The following is a 20,280-nucleotide window of genomic DNA, read 5'->3' as shown; positions in this document are numbered from 1 at the left end:
GGATTTTCTACCGATTTAAGGTTAAATTAATAATTAAAGTTTAAAATGAATACATAATGGTTTTTGGAGTGTAACTATGGCTAAAAATAAAGAGTTGTGGGATGTCTTGAATAACCCTAAATGGGATAGTTTAGGCGAGGCGGCTAAGACCAAATTATTAGCTGCTTTTGATGCCTTATTAGCCGTAGATCCTACAGACACTACTGAGTTTAGAGAAGCGGTAAGAGCCCATGAAGAAACTTGGGGTGTTTTTGATGATCCAGAAGCATGGGCGCGTTCTGGTTTGGGTCTTGTAACCTACACGGCCGAAGAATACTACACTTCAAATGATTTTTTAAATCCTAGAGATTCAGTTAATTTTATTAAACTTCATCAAGAGGCGGCAGCCCAGCGCGTTAAACTCAGCTTAAATAATGTGACTGATCAGGATGTTTTATTGGGGGTCATGCAAAACAATAAAGATGTCCTAAGAGAATATCTAGCAAGTCATATCGCGCCAACGATGGCGTTAGGTGCTGGTTGGGATGCAAAAAAACCATCAAAAGATAATGTTTTAACTGATGAAGCTTTAATAGACATTCAACAAGATGCGGTAGCACGGTGGGTTTTAATGGCTGTAGAAAAGGCCGATCTGGATGTGCTAAATCGATTAACTGATAAAGTAGGTGATGGCTTTAATGACGAAATAAAAGCCTTACCGGGCTTTCCTCATGAAGCGGATGGCTTGATCGCTGGTGCGCGCATCTGGGATTTAGTGAAAGGAAGAGTTGCTGAACGTCAAAAAGAATTATCTGTGCAAACAGCCTTTTCTGATTATACCAAATACATTAACAATCTAAGTGATGAAGATGTTTTGGATATGGCTCCTCTTTTGATAGCGGATGATGCTAATTTTCGCATTGGCTTGCCTGACGCAGGATCGACCAAACACGCACATAAAGGAGATCTAAGTGCTGATGAAGTTAAAGGGCTTAGAGAACTGCTAGGCGAGCGTTATTTGAAGCTGTCTGTAGCAGACCGGATTCAGAAAGGCCATTCTTTAAATGCACTATTTATCGCGGACACGGAAGTAACGTTTGCTGCTGAATTAAAAAAACTATACCCAGCTCATACCTATATTGACCAAGTGGTCACTCCCAAATTCATGAAAGAATGCAAAGAGCAAATGGCTCCGAAAATGGGTTTAAATATTGCTAAAGAAATTAGAGAGTCGAACGGCGATTATAATTTTTTGATTAGCGCAGCATCTCAAATTGATGAGAAGCTTAAAAACGCTATAAAAGCAAGTAAAACATCGGATAGTGCTCTTGTTGCGCTTGGTGTGGATTTGACTGATGAAGCTGCGAAAAATCAAGCCGTACAACAAATATCGAAAATGGTAGATGATCTTTTTACTGCTGAAAATCGAGAAGAGGCTGATGAGGTACGCCAAGCGGCGCGTACTAGAGCCTTCGAAATAGCGATATCTGCGGCTGCCCGTTTAACGCCTGGATCACATATACGTTTGGTTGAGGCCTTTTCAAATATGAGTGTCGCGGCGCAAGAGAAATTATTGCCTCGACATGACAGGGATATGGAGCGCGTAGTTATTATAAAGCATCTAGTGAATGCGCGTGATATAAGTGTCCTCCAACATTATATGCCAGATGCAAAGAAAGATGATTTACAAGCGGTATTAGATTCTTCTGTGCGACATGATTTATCAAAAAAAATTCAGAACCCCGGAATTTATAAGGTACTAGCTGCCAGATTTCCAGTTGACCTAACGCTCGAGCAAGTTGATGAGATCAATGCGACCTTGGCTAAAAAAGAGTGGAGTGATGAGGCTAGTTATATACAAATGGTCGCTGAGATAAAGGACATTTGTGGCATTGCCGGAGCTGCTAATGAAGTAGCATTTAACCGAGCTTTTGGACTTGCCGATGATGGGTTAACTAAAAATGATCCTCATGGATTTGCCGCAGAAATTCATAATCACAATAAAAAATATAAAGCGCTCTTTGATAATTACCAGGATCCTAGCAGCACTATAAATAAAAAATTTTTAGGCGCTATGCTGGCTCTACCGCTTGCATATGGGACAGTTCCTAATACACCGGTTTCATTTCAGACCTTGCAGAATCGAGTATTAAATTTTACGGATCGAGAGTTTTTTATCAATGTATGCGTTGACATGGGAAGTAGCGGATTATCAGAAAATCAAAGAAAGCAATTTAAGGCATCTTTAGACCTAGCGATTCCGCCTTCACTATTTAATGAGATGCAAGCTGAACTTTTACAGCAAGCGTGTACAGAAAAAAAACCTGATGAGGCAACAAAAGCAGTAAATAAAGTACAAAAAATCTTAGATCAGGTGGAACAAGCTCAAGAGAAGATTGGAAAGCATCTTGATAGTGCAAAGTTCGTTTTCGATGTCAAAGAAATACATATAAATAATCTTCTAATCAGAGAACAAGAAAAAGCTGCTAAACCAGGGGAAAGTCTAAGAGAAAAATATGGGGCTTTGGTAAAAAATTGCGATGCCAAGATGGACGAGTTAAGGCATGATCATGCGCGATTGCAACGTTTGGTTGATGCTTTACCAGCTACTGCTGGTATAGGTGATAGCGAAACTAAACTCAAGGTAGGACCTAAAATTGAGGAATTGAAGGATAAATTAAAGGCGCAACAAGATAAAATTGATCAACAATTAGAGCAATACGCACTAATAAAAGAGCGTATTGAGGGACCTAAGGGTATCCTTGATATGGTTCATCGAATAAGGCAGCAGCCCTATTGGTATTATAATCATGCAGAGATTACCAGTGGGGTTACAACACGTGAACAATTAAACGCGCTGAGTATTCAAGAGGCTGGGGTCAATCCAGATGAGGACATGGTCGGTATTGATGCTGTGGATCCAGGAAAAGTAGCTAACTTTAATCTTGCAGATCCACTAGCAAGTACAGAAGTTCGTTATTTTGATATTGTTCAGAAACGCCAACATACAAGTGATAAAAGTCAGACTGTTACTATTGAAAGCCGTTTTACTTATGATACGAGCAAAAGCGTTCCTACAACAGGTACGGATCGCGGAATACATAGAGCGAATGCCGGTCGTATCAATGTAGATAAATTTCCAACTTATCAAGCCGGAAGCCCCGAGGATCCGGTGCTACTTGAAAAAGCAAAAGTAGATTATGCTATGGCTGTCGCAACTCAACTCCTTGCTACTATGGATCGCCCACCAAGTAAGGATAATCCGCTTCGTTTGCGTGGGAAAGATCAGGAGCAATTAAAATATATATGGACTGCTTTGGTTATTCTTGGTGAGAACACACCCAATATGAAATTTGGTCCTGATGCAATCAGGGTTGTTAATGATCATATTTTTAATCCCAAAGCTCAATTAGGTTGGGGATGGAGTAATTTTGCTAAAGATTCTCTTCATGAACAAGTATTTAAAAAACATAATGATAGTGTTAATTCAGCAATTGAAGCATCAAAAGAACATGCTTCTGAACGATTGAATAGAAAAGGAACGCCTAAGTCTGAAGAACAACTGAAAGAAACAAGTCAGCTTTATAGAAGTACTATAAATACTAATAGAGAAGAAACAGTAAAAGCACACGGTGTATCTGCAGAGACGGAAGCGGAACAGGCACGACGCCCTGGCTAATTCGCCTCCTTCAACCACCCGCGGTTTGACCGCGGGCTCTTCAATTCTAGCCGTAATGTTTTAACTGTTGTGAGTTGCTATTTCTACTATTCTAGCTAAAATGGACTTAGTTTGGCCTAAATAATAAGGGGATATAATTGGATTCTAATCAATTAGCTATTGGGGTATTTGATTCAGGGATGGGAGGGCTGACTGTTTTACGTGTATTGAAAGAATGCTTACCTCAAGAATCGTTTATTTATTTAGGTGATACGGCTCGTCTTCCTTATGGTACAAAAAGCCCAGATACTGTAAAGCAGTATGCGATGCAAATGGCGAAGCTACTTGTAGAACGGCGGATTAAAGCCTTGGTCATTGCGTGCAATACAGCAACAACTGCCGCATTACCTTATTTGCAATCTATGCTGCCTGATATGCCCGTACTTGGGGTGGTTATGCCAGGAGCTCAAGCGGTTGTTGCGGCAACCCGAAATCAACGCATTGCTGTTTTAGCTACAGAAACAACGATTGCTTCTAAAGCATATCAACAGCTTATCGTGCAGCAATTGCCGGAAGCTGTAATTAGTACACGTGCATGCAGTGTCTTGGTGGCATTGGCAGAAGAGGGGATGACAGATAATCAAGTAGCCCGGGAGGCCCTAAAGCATTATTTGGATGGATTTAAGGATGAGGACACCGTATTGCTAGGTTGCACTCATTTTCCTGTATTTAAATCCTTATTAACCAATTTATTGCCTAAAGGGGTTACTATAGTTGATTCAGCCCATGCAACAGCCTACTCATTGTGCACTTTACTCGAGCAGAAAAAACTACTTAATGATTCATCTGCAGTTGCGACCGTTAATTATTTAGTAACTGACTCAATTAAACGTTTTCAGTCTGTTGGTGAAATATTTTTAGGAGAGGCTTTAAGCGCTACGGATATTGAATTAGTGGATGTGCGTTAAGAGTTGGCGTGGTGGACGTAACCTCGGGTTTGCTGCTAGCTCTTTTGCCTACAGAGCTCGAATTACCGGGGTTGGACTACGGTATCCAAATTTCTTGTTCTTCACTTTGAACTTGTGGAGATCATGCTCCAACCATGGTAATTCGTGAGTATTTTTTGTCCAGGAGCTGTAGGTGTAAAGAGGTTGTATCTCCCCTAGGTTTTCTTTTTAGCATAGAACGCAAAATCCAGAATTAATTTCCCTAGACAGTTTATGGTATGCGGGATAAATTAAGAGCGCATTTTGTAATAAACCATTAGCATCTTCCCATAAGTGAGAGTCGTCATTCTTTACTGAGGCTACATTCCGCAACAAATTAATACAGCCAGCATGCTGTTTGTTGATTATTTCTTGAGCGAAGAATGAACCTTTAGATGACTTTGGTGAGGCATCAACGCTATCCAACCCAACAATATAGTTAATCAATACAGGTAATCCCGGTTTATCTAACAGATAGAGCAGACTGGGCATGTTTGGGTGCGAGAGTAAATTTTTCTCATGAAGAAGTTCCAAAAGCAGCTGCAATAAGTCCTCATTCGCTTTTGTAAGTTCAATAGCACTTATTTTACTAAGGACGGTTTGATGTAAACAAAAAAGAGTTTCTTCAGATTTAGCATACATAATACAACCCCAGGATCAAATCATTTAATAAGGAGCTATTCTTCCCTGGGGGGTCTGCTCATTAAACTATGAACAGCCTCTTTGACACTAACGCTTCCTTGTAACAGTGCGTTGATATGCTCACAAATGGGCATTTCAATCCGGTTTTGTTTGGCTAGAAAACAAACTTGTGCAGCGTTACTTTTTCCTTCCACAACTTGACCAATTTGTTTCTCTGCTTCATTTATACTGGTGTTTTTGCCCAAAAGCAAGCCAAAACGACGGTTACGAGATTGATCATCGGTACAGGTTAATACCAGATCACCTACACCGGCCAAACCGAGGAAGGTATCAGCATTAGCGCCTAAGCTTAGACCTAAGCGACTCATTTCCGCTAAACCACGAGTAATAATCGCAGCTTTAGCATTAGCCCCATAACCTAAACCGTCACTAATTCCACAACCTATAGCTAGTACGTTTTTAACGGCCCCACAAACTTGCAAACCAATTAAGTCTTCGCTGAGATAAACACGAATATTATTATGATGGAGCAATTCACGAATATTTTTTTGAAATATTAAGTCATTCCCTGCAAGAGTCAGCGCTGTTGGCAAAAAGCGAGCCACTTCCTTTGCAAATGACGGGCCACTAATCATAGCAACCGGTAAATCCGGACCAAAACGTTGTTCGACTAACTGGCTGAGTAGTAAATGGCTTTGGGGGTCGATTCCTTTAGTAATCCAAGCCAGACCTTGGCTCGTTTTCGGCTTATCTATCTTAGAAACAATCTCTGCGAAGGCATGGGAGGGAACGGCAATAATGACATAATCTGCGTCGCGCATGCATTGGCTTAAATCATCAACAGGAATTAAAGTCTTCGGGAAAGTTATATCAGGTAAATATCGAGAGTTAGACTTTTCTTCCGCCATAAGGGCTACGTGCGCTGGGTTATGCGCCCATAGCAAAACACGATGCCCTATCTGGGATAAATGAATTGCAACAGCGGTGCCCCATGATCCGGCACCTAATATGGCAATAGTTTTTTTATCCATATGTCTTAGTGAGTAGTAGTTTCTTCTTGAGTTTGGGCGCTTTGTTGCTTTTCTGCAAGTTGTTGCATGTATAAAGCATCAAAATTAATTGGTGCTAATACGAGTTGCGGGAAGCTACCACGAATAACTTGTGATGTAATTGCTTCACGAGCATAAGGGAATAGAATACTTGGGCAGAAACTATTGAGCAAATGATCTAACTGCTCGTTTGGAGCGCCTTGAATAGTGAAAATACCTGCTTGTTTTACTTCAACTAGGAATGCAACTTCTTTTTGATTGTTCACAGTCGCAGTTACGGTTAAAACCACTTCGTAAACACCGGCTTCTAATTGAGTGGAAGTAGTATTAATATCAAGTGTTAACTCAGGTTCCCATTGTTGTTGGAATACCGCAGGAGTATTTGGCGTTTCAAAGGATAAATCTTTAACATAAACGCGTTGGATCATGAATTGAGTTTCAAGGTTTTGTTGTTCTGGGTTTGCTTGTTCAGCCATGATGTTTCTATCCTCTTAGTAATTGATCTAATTTTCCCTGAGCTTCCAGGGCATGCAAATCATCGCAGCCACCAACGTGATGACCATTAATGAATATCTGAGGTACTGTATGCCTGTTGCTTTTTTGCATCATTTCTTCACGAAGTTCGGGTTGTAAGTCCACACGAATTTCTGTAAACGCAGCATTTTTTCTGTTAAGCAGCTCCTTGGCTCTGACACAGTAAGGACAATAGCCTGTGGTGTAGATAATAACCTCAGCCATAATTTACTTCCCTTTCACTATAGGCAAGTCCGCATTTAGCCAAGCAGCCATTCCACCATTGAGTACGGAGGCTTTATAACCTTGGGCACTGATTTTAGTTGCAACAGCAGGAGATTGTAAGCCGCGCTCACAAACTAAAATAATGGGCTGATTTTTGTATTTATCCATTTTTTGTTGTTCAAAATCGTCATTTTTAGCATTGATTGCATCAATGATATGGCCTTTTTTAAAGACCTCTTTTTCACGCAAATCAATTACGATAGCATTTTCGTTATTGATTAGATCAACGGCTGCTTGTGGTGAGAGCTGTTTTGCTTTTTTCTTTTGCATTAGCAGTTCATTAAGGAAGGTTAAAAATAACACGACAATGAAAAGTAACCATAGTTGCCAGTGATTTGTAATAAATTGACCTAAGTGTTCCATGTTGTACTCATGATTTTTAATAATGAAGCGAATTATCCTCAGAATGCGGTGTTAACGCAAGTAAAGGAGCTTGTTTCGCGAATTTATAGCCGATTAATGGGGATGCTGATAAAAAATTCAAGTGCTTAGAGCCGGTTTCTTTTCAAAAATACATAAACAGCCCCAGTCCCACCATCTTTGGGCTGAGCACTATGAAAGGCAAGCACATCATCTAATTGAGGCAACCAACGGTTAACCAAATTTTTGATAACTGGAGGAGCTCCCAGATGGCCCCCTTTACCGTGAATAATCAGAAGGCAGCGCTTGCCATTTTCTGCTTGGTTATGAATAAAGCGACACAATAAATCGCGCGCATTATCAGCTTTTAATCCATGCAAGTCTAAACGGCTTTCCCAGGGGATTTTGCCATTTTTCAGTTCTTTGAAACGCTGATTAGTTAATCCCGATTGAGCATAGGATAATATGCTTTGCGACAAAACCGTTTCTTGAATGGTGTCGGATAAATAGTAATCGTTTCTTGCTTCAATTACCGGTTCTATTCTTCTCTTCCGTAGAGGAGGAGGCTTAGGGGACGATTCAGTCTTAACCCGGTTGTTCTTTTCATTTAATGGTTTGACGCTACGCATGTGTTCGCGAAACAAAGCTTTGTCTTCATCAGACAGAAAGTCATCAACCATTTTTATCAATATTTAAGAGTTATGCCTGAAGTATACTTAAGATCCTTCAAAATGCCAGATTTACGAGGTACAATCTGTATCTTTTCTGTATAACAGTCACATCCTAGGAACATGGAGCAGTAATGAGTAACTATATTCTTAAAGAAACGGAAGAATTATCAACAGTTTTGGATTTTTTACGTTTTAGTTTGTCTTGTGCTATTGATGCACAATTGTATTATGGTCACGGCACAGACAACGCATTAGACGACATGCGGTCTTTAATTCTTAGAAGTTTATCCCTTCCTTATGATATTGATCCGATGCTATTAAACGGTCGTCTAACGACTAGCGAAAAGAAATTTTTATGCGAACAGTTAGAGAAACGGGTTAACCAACGTGTTCCAGTTCCCTACCTAATTAAAGAGGCTTATTTTTGTGATTTGCCATTTTACGTTGATGAGCGCGTCCTGATTCCTCGTTCTCCTATAGCTGAATTGATTAATGAGCAATTTGCTCCTTGGATTGAGGCGGATAAAGTTGAGCGCATATTAGATTTATGTACAGGAAGTGGGTGTATTGCCATTGCTTGCTGCTATGCGTTCCCCGAAGCTCAGGTCGATGCAGTAGATATTTCTAGCGAAGCGCTCGCCGTTGCTGCCATTAATTGTGAGGAGCTTGGTGTTGAAGAGCAACTTACTTTAATTGAATCGGATTGTTTCGCCAAAGTGCCAAAGGTCCGCTATGATTTAATTGTGAGCAATCCTCCCTATGTTGGTAAGGAAGAAATGCAGACGCTGCCGGATGAATTTCGACATGAACCGGTATTAGCTTTAGAAACAGGTAATAATGGTTTAGCCATTGTGGAAGATATATTAAGGAACGCTCATGAATACCTCAGTGATCATGGAATTTTAGTGGTTGAAGTAGGGAACAGTGAAGAAGCTCTAAATGATGCTTATCCTCATGTCCCATTTACGTGGTTGGATATGAGTCATGGCGGACAGGGTGTGTTCTTGTTAACGAAACAGCAATTGGACGAATACTTCAATGTCAGGTAATACCTTTGGAACCTTATTTACTGTCACCACCTTTGGGGAAAGTCATGGCCCGGCTATTGGGTGTATTGTCGATGGTTGTCCTCCAGGTTTAGAGCTGCGAGAGGAGGATATCCAGCCTTTTTTAGATAAGCGTAAGCCAGGCCAGTCTAAATACACCACGCAACGAAGAGAAGACGATAAGGTGCAAATTCTTTCTGGCGTTTTTGAAGGAAAAACGACTGGAACACCAATTGCTTTATTGATCCCAAATATGGATCAACGTTCGCGTGATTATGAGGAAATAAAGGATTTGTTTCGTCCCGGTCACGCAGATTTTACTTATCACCATAAATATGGCCACCGCGATTATCGGGGGGGAGGACGATCTTCTGCACGTGAAACGGCAGCTCGAGTTGCTGCGGGTGCGATTGCTCGTTTGTATTTGCAGCGCCATTTACAATTGGAAATTGTTGGCTATCTGGAGCAAATGGGGGATTTAGTCTTGCATTTTGACAATGAGCAGGAAATTAATCATAACCCGTTTTTTTGTCCGAATAATCAACAGGTTGAAGCATTGGCAGAGTATGTAGATCGGTTACGACGGCAAGGCGATTCAGTTGGTGCTCGTGTTAAAGTTGTTGCTAAAAATGTACCTGTTGGTTTGGGGGATCCGGTATTTGATAAGTTAGATGCGACTTTAGCTTTTGCAATGATGTCGATTAATGCTGTTAAAGGTGTTGAGATCGGAGCTGGCTTCGCCGCAGTTAACCAGTTGGGTTCTGTCCATCGCGATCAAATGTCACAAAAAGGTTTTTTAAGTAATAATGCCGGTGGAATTTTAGGTGGAATTTCTACTGGGCAAAATATCGAAGTCAGTATGGCTTTAAAGCCCACCTCGAGTATTACTACTCCAGGCAAAACGATAAATGTTTTCGGTGAAGAGGTGACCGTTGTGACTAAAGGTCGCCATGATCCCTGCGTGGGAATTAGAGCAGTGCCTATCGCTGAGGCGATGATGGCTTTAGTGCTGATGGACCATTATCTACGCCAAAAGGCAATACAATAAAAGAGGGTATAATGAGCATAGAATTAAATATAGCTATAGTAGGTGTTACGGGGGCTGTTGGTGAAACTTTTCTAACGGTTTTAGAAGAGCGTCAGCTTCCAATTAAGAACCTTTACCCTTTGGCTAGTTCTCGTTCAGTGGGTAAGACCATTGCGTTTAATAATCGCCAGTTCGATGTTTTGGATTTAGCTGAATTTGATTTTAGTCAGGCAGATATTGCGTTGTTTTCGGCTGGGGGCGCGGTATCTAAAGAATATGCTCCTAAAGCTGCAGCAGCAGGTTGTATTGTTATTGATAACAGTTCTTGCTTTCGTTATGAAGATGACATTCCTTTAGTGGTTCCTGAGGTTAATCCGCATCGCATAGCAGACTATCGAAATAGAAATATTATTGCGAACCCTAATTGCTCCACGATTCAAATGGTGGTTGCGCTAAAACCGCTTTATGATGCTGCAGGGATTTCACGAATTAATGTGGCTACTTATCAATCGGTTTCTGGTACGGGGAAAAAAGCAATTAGTGAGCTTATTTCACAAGTGGGGGATTTGCTCAATGGCAGACCTGCGAAAATTGATGTATATCCTCAGCAGATTGCGTTTAACGCGATTCCACACATTGACCAATTTGAAGAAAACGGTTACACCCGTGAAGAAATGAAAATGGTTTGGGAAACACGTAAAATTATGGAAGATGCGGATATTTTAGTAAACCCAACCGCCGTGCGAATACCCGCAATCTATGGGCATTCAGAAGCGATTAATGTCGAGTTAAAAAGGCCTATGTCTGCTGCTGAGGCACGCACTCTTCTGTCTAAAGCTCCAGGGGTGAAGGTAGTTGATAACCCAGCTAAAGCCAGCTATCCCACCGTGATAAAAAATGCCGCAGGGTATGATGATGTATTTGTTGGCCGTATCCGAGAGGACCTTTCTCATCCTAATGGATTAAACTTGTGGGTTGTCGCCGACAATATCCGCAAGGGCGCAGCATCAAATGCAGTGCAAATCGCCGAGATTTTGCAAAGAGAATATTTGTAGCAGCTGGATAACCTCACTCCACTACTCAGGGGTTGCTATGCTCGCAACGACGACATATCCGTCATTACGAGCGTAGCGACGCAACCCAGGGCTACTCAGTAAGGAATTTAATTATCAGCAACCTCTTGAAAAAATACAGCCCCGCCCACATTAAATTAATAGTGACATTTTGCTTAACTCCAGATACATTTAACAGAATGTACTGCAATTAGCCATAAAGTTTTTTTAGGTATATACTCAGTAATTATGAGCACAAAAGTAACCATTCCAGACACTAATTTGCCAGCAGCCCGCAAGGCTGATAGTAGTTATTTTGCTGCCGAAACCAAAGAGATGGAGCGCAGAAGGCGCCTCATGGAACAAGATGGAGAACGCAGAATAGCTCGTGTGAATGCGCGTGAGCATAGCACTACTGATAATATTGGGGATACCCCCGAAGAAGCTGCTGATAATGGCATGCTTCAACATCCTTATCTGGATAATCAGCGTTTTGATGGAATTGACCCAAATGTTAATCCCGAACCTCCGTTAAATTCAGCTGCGCGCCGTGAATACGATAATAAGCGTCGTGAGCAAGAAAAGGAGAAGCAATTGCGTTTGGGTAACATGCCTAAATTTAGTAATGCCCCTACGCCTAGAGGGCCTTACTAATGACTATTGCTAATGACATTATCAGTCATCGGATGCCTGATTTTGATGCTTATGTGCGTGCTGGTGAATCTTTAGACGATATTGATGAATATGGTTTTACCCCGCTTATTGAATGTGCGATTACCCGCCAACCTAAAATTGCAGCACAATTGCTTGCACGTAAAGTGGATGTGAACGGGCAAGATGTAACCGGGCATACACCTCTGCACTGGGCTGTTGATAATAATGACATCGATATGGTGCGATTATTATTAGAACATGGCGCTGATGCAAATGCATATACCCGCAATGGACTTTCCATATTAGTTTATCCCGTTCTGCGCGGCCAAGATCCATTAAAACATTTGTTATATCAATACGGTGCGCGACTCGATTTTGCTTTAGACTTCATCAATGGCAAACTTTTGGGACATCGATTTGAATTACAAGGTGATGTCGATATAATCAATGCTCAAGGTGAGTTTATTGAGTTGGATTACGAAGGCTTTATGCTGGAGTTTACAGTTGCTGTACTCAAAGACTCCCTAAGACGTTTTACCAGTAGTTATTCAACCCGCCATTTGCGCGACTATTTTCCCTTACTGCATGTGATTATTGATGCCTTTAATGACGCGGCTGAATTATTACAATTCCAACATATTCCTATCTTACAAGATCAACATTTTGCCCGTATGCAGCAAATATTACAGGCACCCATGTTGATTCTTCCTGCTGCCAGCCGTGGACATGCGATGGGGTTTATTCGCTTTGGACAATGGTGGGCAAAAATAGATCGAGGTGAAAATAGCACCAAAGAAGGCACGGTTAATATTTACCAAATTACTCGTCCTGAAGCAATTAACCTAAGTTTCTTACAAAACTTTATGTATAAGAAACAAAGTCGGCGTTATTTTCATCAGCAAATTAATCAGCAGTTAGGCTTAATTCCCGTAGCGCGAATGCCAATTAGTCCCCAGATTGCTGGTAACTGTTCTTGGGCCAATATACAGGCAATCGTTCCCGTTGCTTATGCTATCCAAGGAATTATCAAGCAAAATGCCTTTAATCCAGCACCGGCTATGCGGCTCTATGATGAATGGGTGGAATGGGATAAAGACCGCGCATTGGACGAATGCATACAACGTTTTTATTTGGCAAGTCCTCAACGAAAGGCAAGTATTGCTGCAATGTTGGGTGGGGTCTTATTTCAGGCCTGTGAATTCAGTCAAGTCAAGCATTTAGAGCGAGCAGAGAAAATACTACGTATTTTAATTTTGGATGAATATTATTATATTTTAAAAAGTTATTTGACTGAGTATTGTATTAATCGCTTCACTAAAAAAGGTAACAATTTACTCAAGATTCTTGATGATTGCGGTATTAATCCCAACATCGGAGTCAATCCAATTGCTGCTGAGTAGTAATAGTTACCCAACGCTCAAAATCATCTATACTTAAAAAGTACATTATGACGCTGTATTAAACAATAGGGTAGCTCTGGTACCTGTTGAGTAATTAATAAGGAGATTGTTATGTTACATTGGGCGGTCATATTTTTGTTGATTGCGATTGTTGCTGGTTTATTTGGTTTTAGAGGCGTTGCTTCAACTGCTACAAATATAGCTAAGATCTTATTCTTTTTGTTTATTGTGATATTTATTATTATGTTGGTTATGAGTTTGTTTGGTGGTCCTAGTCCGGCGGTGGTGCCTTAGAATTCTATACTAGACAAAACAGCCCGTATCCAACCGTTGATACGGGCTATGCAACCTCATTAGTGATTGAGTCAATGAGGGAAACCATTTGCCTCTTTTATTAAGTGTATTCTTAATGAGCGTAATGGAATAAAGTTTTCAACATGGTCAGACAAAGTCATCTTATGGTTTCCTATTTCAGGATGACAAAGAGGCCATATCAATAACAAAACGATACCGTACATCACTTTTTACTACACGCTCATAAGCTTCATTGACTTTCTGCATTGGAATTAATTCAATATCGGAGACGATATTATGTTTTCCACAAAAATCGAGCATTTCCTGGGTTTCTTTTATCCCGCCAATCATCGAGCCTGCTAAGGTTAAGCGTTTACCAATCAGAGCAAAGGCATGTATGGGAATTTCATCGGAGGGTACGCCAACTACCACCATAGCCCCATCACGTTTCAGCAGATTTAAATATTGCGTCCAATCTAATTTAGCAGAAACCGTGCAAATGATAAGATCAAAATGGTTAGCTAGTTTATTAAATGTTTGGGGATCCGAAGTTGCATAGAAGTGATCAGCCCCTAAACGTTTCGCGTCAGCTTCTTTATTCATTGAATGGCTCAGCACAGAAACCTCAGCCCCCATGGCATGAGCTAGTTTTACGCCCATATGCCCTAAACCACCTAAGCCTAAGATAGCAACTCGTTTTCCAGGACCAGTATTCCAATGTCTAAGCGGCGAATATAAGGTAATACCCGCACAGAGAAGAGGGGCAGCTGCATCCATAGGTAAATTTTCGGGGACACGTAACACATAATTTTTATCCACAACAATTTTTGTGGAATATCCACCTTGAGTGGCTTCACTACCATCACGAGTTCTACTGTTATAGGTTAGCGTAGCTCCCTCGTCGCAATATTGTTCTAAATCTTCTTTACAATTAACGCATTTACGACACGAATCAACAAAACAACCTACACCAACGCGATCTCCTTCTTTGAAGTGGGTTACCTCTGAGCCAACCTTGCTTATAGTACCAATGATTTCATGCCCTGGAACCATTGGAAAAGAAGAACCGCCCCATTCATCGCGAACTTGGTGAATGTCTGAATGACAAATACCACAATAATGAATATCGATTAAGACATCATTTTTTCCTACTTCACGACGATTGAACTCATAAGGTATTAATGGGGATTTGGTATCATGGGCAGCATATCCTTTTACAGGTATCATTTTTAGTCCTTTAATAAAGTGATAATGGAATCTAAAGATAGGGGGCTTTGGGTTAACCGTCAAGCCTTATGATGAATATGAAAGGGGAGTGGTTTGTAACTAGGAGTTCTTAGAAAACAATGTTGGGGGAGTGTAAGGAAGAAGATACTTTGTGGCTTACTATGTATGAATTACCGCGGCTGACCGCGGTAATTCGGATCTGATTAGTTGCAAGCAACTCGGATACAAAAGGCTATTTTTCTATTTGTTCTTTAGGGGTTGTTTCCCTTTTTTTATTTCCTTCACGTGGTGTAGAAGAACGGGAACCCTGCTGATTGGTATTTGATCTTCGGCGTTGTTGCTGCTGGCCTGCATTTGCATTCCCCGCGTTCGTATTTCCTGCATTCGCATTGCCTGTATTGCCTGTATTGGCATTGGCACCGACATTTCCTGTACGTTGCTGCTGATTACCTCCGGAGCGACGTCTGCGGTTTTGTTGGGGCTTGCGTTCGCCACCTGTTCCACGGGGCGTTGATTTCCCTTGTTGAGGATTACGATTATGCGTTTTTTTCGTATGGCTAGGTGCAGCAGGTGTTGTGGTATCTGTATGGGCACCAAATAAACTTGACCATAAACGCTTAATAAAGCCGGTATGGAGGTTTTTAGGCGTAGGATGACCGGCAAATGGTTTTACTGCAGGTTCGTCACGCACAGCCGCCTCTTGCTCATTACTTGTAACTTGCAATTCAGGTTGCTGAATTAAGCTATAACTTGGTTTTTTAGTTTTACCTACGTTATCTTCTTTCAAACGAGTAATCGTATACTGGGGTGAATGCATGTAAGGATTAGCAATAATCATTACTGAAACATTATGTCTTTTTTCAATTTCTCGGATGAAATTACGCTTTTCATTCATAATGAATGTAGCCATCTCTGGAGGAAGCTGTACTTGTATTTCAGCGGTCTTTTCCTTTAATGCTTCTTCTTCAATAAGACGGGTAATAGAAAGCCCATGCGATTGAATATTACGTACAGTACCGCGACCTTCACAGCGCGGGCAAATTTCTTGAGCTGTTTCGCCTAAAGATAATCTCAGACGCTGACGCGACATTTCTAATAAGCCAAAGCGAGAAATCCGACCAACCTGGATGCGCGCTCTATCTGCTTGTAATGCTTCTTTTAAGCGATTTTCAACATCGCGTTGGTTCTTGCTTGAGCTCATATCGATGAAATCGATAACCACTAAACCACCCAAGTCACGCAGACGTAATTGACGCGCAATTTCATCCGCAGCTTCGATATTAGTATTGAAGGCAGTGGCTTCAATATCAGAGCCTCCAGTGGCTTTAGCCGAGTTAACGTCAATTGATACCAGAGCTTCGGTTCTGTCGATAACTAATGCACCTCCAGAAGGTAGCATCACTTGGCGTTGGTATGCCGTTTCTATTTGACTTTCAATTTGATAGAAATTGAACAGTGGGATACTGCTATTGTATAACTTCAAATTAGGTAAAAACTCAGGTTTTACCCGTTCAATATATTGTTTTGCTTTAATGTAAGAAATTTGATCATCAATGATAATTTCACTAATTGATTTACGCAGATTATCGCGAATAGAACGAATAATGACATCACCTTCCTGATGGATTAGGCAGGGTGATAATTCCGTATTGTAGGCTTGTTTGATGGATTGCCATTGATTACATAACATATCTAAGTCGTCTTGTAATTCTTCTTGGCTTTTTCCTACTCCTGCAGTTCGGATAATAAGTCCCATATCTTCAGGTAGCGTCAAGGCATTCAAGGTTTCACGTAATTCGTCACGCTCATCCCCTTCAATACGTCTAGAAATACCGCCTGAACGAGGATTATTTGGCATTAATACCAAATAACATCCAGCTAATGTAATAAAGGTGGTTAACGCAGCACCTTTATTACCGCGCTCTTCTTTATCTACCTGGATTAATAATTCCTGACCTTCGCGAATTAACGAAGTAATTGGTGGTTTATCATCGCCAAAATCATCAAGATTTCTGCTTAAATATTCAGGTGCAATTTCTTTAAGAGGCAAGAAACCTTGGCGTTTTGAACCATATTCTACGAAAACAGCATCAAGGCTTGGCTCTCGACGTGTAACGGTTGCTTTATAAATATTACCCTTTTTCTTTACTTCACCTGGGCATTCAATGTCCAAGTCAAACAAACGATTATCTTTAATAAGTGCAACACGTACCTCTTCAGTTTGCGTTGCATTAATTAACATTTTTTCCATCTGTAACCCCATATTTAGGGCGCTTTCATTTAAGTTACGATAGTGTAAGGCTCAATATATCTTAGAGGTTCATCTTTTGAACAGTAAGAGATGTGATCTTTAAGCGAATCCGCAGCCGTGTGGACAGACTTTACGCATGTTCCCTGAATCATTGGAGGTGCATACTGGGTAATATACTGAATGGGAACTAAACACGTAAAAAGGAGACGTGTAAAAGTCTTTTTGTAGTTCACAGTCGGTATAAAGCATGTCTGGCATGCGTAGGTTTCTGTCAAGTATGTGATCAATTTGTCTCTGGCATATTGGTTCGCTTCCTTATATCTTTAAGCCTAAATGGAAGCGCGATTCTTCTGTAACTAATTGCCTTATACCTTGTTATCCTTGTGCTGCGCTGTGTTTGCAGACTCAAAATTGGGCCTGATGATAAGTTCACGTTCTTAGCCAAATGGCTCTAATAGTGAATTATAAGCAGATACCCTGGCAGTGCGGTAAATAGTTACGCTTTTTTTATATTTATGCGTTATAATTCGGTTGCATGGAATTATTCCCACGCTACAGGCGATCATATCAAAAAAAACACGCCCAGAAAACAGGTTTATTGACAATGAATGAAGTAAGTTATAGAGAGATAAGTAATGAAGAGGAAGGACAACGTCTGGATAATTACTTAATCCGAATTTTAAAGGGCGTACCTAAAAGCCACATTTATCGAATTATTCGTGGTGGTGAGGTTCGTGTTAATAAGAAGAGAGCACAGGTTAGTTCTCGCTTGCGTGCAGGAGATATGGTTCGTATTCCACCAATTCGTATTTCAGAATCAAAAGAAGTATTTGTTGGTGATGCTATGGCAAAACGCCTTAAAGAATGCGTTATTTTTGAGGACGCTTGTTTTTTGGTGATTAATAAACCTTCGGGTATTGCTGTACATGGCGGCAGTGGTTTAAGCCTTGGGGTTATTGAAGCATTAAGAAAAACCAGACCGGATCTGGCTTATTTAGAATTAATCCATCGATTAGATAGAGAAACCTCAGGTTGTCTTTTACTGGCTAAAAAGAGAAGTACTTTAAGAGCCATGCATGCTTTACTGGAAGCTCGTGAAGTACAAAAGACCTATTGGGCATTACTAACGCATCGCTGGGAAGGAAAAAAACAATTAACTGTTCGCGCTGCACTAGAAAAAAATACCTTAAAATCAGGTGAGCGTGTGGTGTCGGTAACCGATGAGGGCAAAGCCTCAGAAACAGGATTTAAATTACTTGAAAATTACCAACAGGCATGTTGGGTTGAGGCAAGCCCTAAAACAGGGCGTACTCACCAAATTCGAGTACATAGTGCACATTTAGGACATGTAATTGTGGGTGATGAAAAATATGGATCTATTGCAGGAGAAGTAGAAGGCATAGATAATCGACATCATCGTCTTTATTTGCATGCACGTTCTATCCAATTTGAATTGAATGGGACTAAGCATTTCTTTCAAGCTGATGCAGATGAAGTCTTTTCTAACACACTAAAACAATTGCGTGCGAGGAGTGTAGTGAGTAATGAGCAATCTTTATGATTTGGTAGTGTTTGATTGGGAAGGCACTATTGCAGATACTTTAGGTGCAGTATTTCATACTGTTGCTATAGAAGCAGATTTACTCGGTTTTGGAGCTTTTGATCCAGAAGAGGCCAGAAAATATGTAGACCTGGGTTTAGAACGCGCATTAATAAAAGCATACCCACACTTATCTGCCAAAGAACATGAGCAGTTAATACATGCGGTGCATCGCTCAATGCATACGCGTTCGCTTGAAGTCTTTTTAATTCCTGGAGTCCGCGAATTTATTCAGCAACTACATGATGCTCATATAAATATGGCTGTTGCCACGAACAAAGGGCATCAGTCATTAACACGGGCATTACAGACTACCGGCCTTGATGAGTTTATTAAGGTTACGCGTTCCGCAGGACAGGTACCCGCAAAGCCGCACCCGCAGATGCTTGAAGAAATTATTGATGAAATGGGTGGGCGTATAGCTACAACATTAATGATAGGTGATTCCGTTACCGATGTAGAGATGGCAAAAAGCATCCAGGTTAATGTCATCGGTGTCGATTTTTATCACCAACAAGAAAGCGCATTAAAAGCAGCAGGTGCTTTAGCCGTATTTGATAACTATAAGTTGCTTGCTGATTATTTACGTTTATAAGATCTAAGCGATGATTGAGGTTAGTGCCCGTAAGTTAAAGGACGATTTCAGGAAGCTTAGCCGTATTAACTAGCGTAATATGGGAGGAATTCCGATTGTAGTTCTAGCTCGGATTGCGCTGAGCTCTACTCAGGCAGGCGTTAGTAAGTGAAGTTCTAAATTATTGAAACACAGTGAGAGCACTAAATTTTTTCGTTAATATTATCCTTAGGGCATCTGCTGATGTTTATTAGGATTATGTCTGCAAAGGGAGTATCAAGCATTGAGTACATTGACCAGTTTACCTAATTTATTAACCTTACTTCGTATCGTATTGATTCCGGTACTAATTATTATTTTCTATTTACCTGTTAAGTGGGCTGGCGCTGTATCCGCAGGTATTTTTGCTGCAGCTAGTTTTACGGATTGGCTCGATGGCTATTTGGCACGGAAGTTACACATGATGTCACCAGTAGGGGCATTTTTAGATCCGGTGGCCGATAAGCTTTTGGTTTCAACTAGCTTATTGCTTTTAGTGGGGGTTAAGGATCTTAATTACATTACTATTCCTGCAATAATCATTGTGGGCAGAGAAATTGTGATTTCTGCATTAAGAGAGTGGATGGCTGAAATTGGTAAACGAACCAGTGTTGCAGTGGGGTATGTTGGAAAAGTGAAAACATTTTTACAAATGGCGGCTTTGTTTTTGTTATTAGCTTTTAATCCGGCCAATTCGTGGTGGGGTATATTTGGCTTTATTTTGTTATACGTGGCTGCAATTTTAACTATTTGGTCGATGGTTATTTACCTCTGTATAGCCTGGCCAGAATTATCGAAAAAAAGTTAAATTTTTTGTTGACAGGATCTGAAAACCCTGTAGAATGCAGCCCTGTAGAGACGCGGGAATAGCTCAGTTGGTAGAGCACAACCTTGCCAAGGTTGGGGTCGCGAGTTCGAGTCTCGTTTCCCGCTCCAAAATAAAGCGACGATACAGTCGCTTTTTTTTTAGAGC

The 20,280-nt window shown here is 40.8% G+C and carries 18 protein-coding genes, 1 tRNA gene and 1 pseudogene; 12 read left to right on the top strand and 8 right to left on the bottom strand.

The window, feature by feature from the left end; translation table 11 throughout:
- The first annotated feature begins 76 nt into the window (after positions 1-76).
- On the top strand, positions 77-3,658 hold the full coding sequence (locus E1P08_RS15300; RefSeq protein ID WP_133137866.1) for a hypothetical protein: 3,582 nt from the start codon (positions 77-79) through the stop codon (positions 3,656-3,658).
- A 137-nt stretch (positions 3,659-3,795) separates the two neighbouring features.
- On the top strand, positions 3,796-4,605 hold the full coding sequence (murI, locus tag E1P08_RS15295; RefSeq protein WP_133137865.1) for a glutamate racemase: 810 nt from the start codon (positions 3,796-3,798) through the stop codon (positions 4,603-4,605).
- A gap of 207 nt (positions 4,606-4,812) precedes the next feature.
- Here the strand turns inward: murI and E1P08_RS15290 are convergent, their stop codons facing one another.
- The 6 genes from E1P08_RS15290 to E1P08_RS15265 all read right to left on the bottom strand — a co-directional run bounded on the left by E1P08_RS15290 (position 4,813) and on the right by E1P08_RS15265 (position 8,152).
- Positions 4,813-5,265, bottom strand: a complete 453-nt coding sequence (locus tag E1P08_RS15290; RefSeq protein ID WP_133137864.1) for a hypothetical protein — start codon at positions 5,263-5,265, stop codon at positions 4,813-4,815.
- A gap of 35 nt (positions 5,266-5,300) precedes the next feature.
- A complete protein-coding gene (locus E1P08_RS15285) occupies positions 5,301-6,296 on the bottom strand; it encodes an NAD(P)H-dependent glycerol-3-phosphate dehydrogenase (RefSeq protein WP_133137863.1) in 996 nt (331 codons plus the stop codon).
- Between the two features lie 5 nt (positions 6,297-6,301).
- Entirely contained in the window at positions 6,302-6,790 is a 489-nt protein-coding gene (gene secB / locus E1P08_RS15280; protein ID WP_133137862.1) for a protein-export chaperone SecB, read from the bottom strand.
- Positions 6,791-6,797: 7 nt separating this feature from the next.
- Positions 6,798-7,052: a glutaredoxin 3 gene (gene grxC, locus E1P08_RS15275; protein ID WP_133137861.1), complete on the bottom strand. Its 255-nt coding sequence runs from the start codon at positions 7,050-7,052 to the stop codon at positions 6,798-6,800.
- A 3-nt stretch (positions 7,053-7,055) separates the two neighbouring features.
- Positions 7,056-7,475, bottom strand: coding sequence for a rhodanese-like domain-containing protein (locus E1P08_RS15270; RefSeq protein ID WP_133137860.1), 420 nt, complete (start codon positions 7,473-7,475; stop codon positions 7,056-7,058).
- 125 nt (positions 7,476-7,600) lie between these two features.
- Entirely contained in the window at positions 7,601-8,152 is a 552-nt protein-coding gene (locus E1P08_RS15265) for a Smr/MutS family protein (RefSeq protein WP_133137859.1), read from the bottom strand.
- Positions 8,153-8,274: 122 nt separating this feature from the next.
- Here E1P08_RS15265 and prmB point away from each other — a divergent pair, with 122 nt between their 5' ends.
- From prmB to E1P08_RS15235, 6 genes and pseudogenes are all read left to right on the top strand, one after another.
- Positions 8,275-9,192 carry a 50S ribosomal protein L3 N(5)-glutamine methyltransferase gene (prmB, locus tag E1P08_RS15260; RefSeq protein WP_133137858.1) on the top strand — a complete coding sequence of 306 codons (918 nt, stop codon included), beginning with the start codon at positions 8,275-8,277 and terminating at the stop codon, positions 9,190-9,192.
- Positions 9,182-10,237, top strand: coding sequence for a chorismate synthase (aroC, locus tag E1P08_RS15255; protein ID WP_133137857.1), 1,056 nt, complete (start codon positions 9,182-9,184; stop codon positions 10,235-10,237). The genes prmB and aroC overlap by 11 nt, the downstream gene beginning before the upstream one ends.
- Positions 10,238-10,248: 11 nt before the next feature.
- On the top strand, positions 10,249-11,271 hold the full coding sequence (locus tag E1P08_RS15250; protein ID WP_133137856.1) for an aspartate-semialdehyde dehydrogenase: 1,023 nt from the start codon (positions 10,249-10,251) through the stop codon (positions 11,269-11,271).
- A 273-nt stretch (positions 11,272-11,544) separates the two neighbouring features.
- A pseudogene (locus E1P08_RS15245) lies at positions 11,545-11,922 on the top strand (Smr/MutS family protein); the annotation flags it as partial.
- Positions 11,922-13,322 (top strand): Dot/Icm T4SS effector AnkH/LegA3, encoded by a 1,401-nt coding sequence (gene ankH, locus E1P08_RS15240; RefSeq protein WP_133137854.1) that lies wholly within the window; start codon positions 11,922-11,924, stop codon positions 13,320-13,322. The pseudogene E1P08_RS15245 and the gene ankH, both read left to right, overlap by 1 nt.
- A 111-nt stretch (positions 13,323-13,433) precedes the next feature.
- Positions 13,434-13,616 (top strand): DUF1328 domain-containing protein, encoded by a 183-nt coding sequence (locus tag E1P08_RS15235; RefSeq protein ID WP_133137853.1) that lies wholly within the window; start codon positions 13,434-13,436, stop codon positions 13,614-13,616.
- A 177-nt stretch (positions 13,617-13,793) separates the two neighbouring features.
- Here the strand turns inward: E1P08_RS15235 and E1P08_RS15230 are convergent, their stop codons facing one another.
- Together E1P08_RS15230 and E1P08_RS15225 are read right to left on the bottom strand one after the other, a co-directional pair.
- Entirely contained in the window at positions 13,794-14,843 is a 1,050-nt protein-coding gene (locus tag E1P08_RS15230) for an NAD(P)-dependent alcohol dehydrogenase (protein WP_133137852.1), read from the bottom strand.
- 232 nt (positions 14,844-15,075) lie between these two features.
- Positions 15,076-17,094, bottom strand: a complete 2,019-nt coding sequence (locus E1P08_RS15225; RefSeq protein ID WP_165485206.1) for an Rne/Rng family ribonuclease — start codon at positions 17,092-17,094, stop codon at positions 15,076-15,078.
- A 604-nt stretch (positions 17,095-17,698) separates the two neighbouring features.
- On the opposite strand from E1P08_RS15225, the gene E1P08_RS15220 reads away from it, so the two are divergent.
- The 4 genes from E1P08_RS15220 to E1P08_RS15205 all read left to right on the top strand — a co-directional run bounded on the left by E1P08_RS15220 (position 17,699) and on the right by E1P08_RS15205 (position 20,243).
- Entirely contained in the window at positions 17,699-18,655 is a 957-nt protein-coding gene (locus E1P08_RS15220; protein WP_133137850.1) for an RluA family pseudouridine synthase, read from the top strand.
- A complete protein-coding gene (locus E1P08_RS15215; RefSeq protein ID WP_133137849.1) occupies positions 18,639-19,289 on the top strand; it encodes an HAD family hydrolase in 651 nt (216 codons plus the stop codon). Before E1P08_RS15220 ends, E1P08_RS15215 begins: the two co-directional genes overlap by 17 nt.
- Before the next feature lie 262 nt (positions 19,290-19,551).
- Entirely contained in the window at positions 19,552-20,115 is a 564-nt protein-coding gene (gene pgsA / locus E1P08_RS15210; protein ID WP_133137848.1) for a CDP-diacylglycerol--glycerol-3-phosphate 3-phosphatidyltransferase, read from the top strand.
- Positions 20,116-20,167: 52 nt separating this feature from the next.
- Positions 20,168-20,243, top strand: a tRNA-Gly gene (locus E1P08_RS15205).
- The last annotated feature ends 37 nt before the right edge of the window (positions 20,244-20,280 follow it).

This window comes from Legionella rowbothamii, from assembly GCF_900639985.1.
Classification (GTDB): Bacteria; Pseudomonadota; Gammaproteobacteria; order Legionellales; family Legionellaceae; genus Legionella; species Legionella rowbothamii.
The sequence above is the reverse complement of the archived record's forward strand: the minus strand, read 5'-3'. Positions and strand labels throughout refer to the sequence as shown.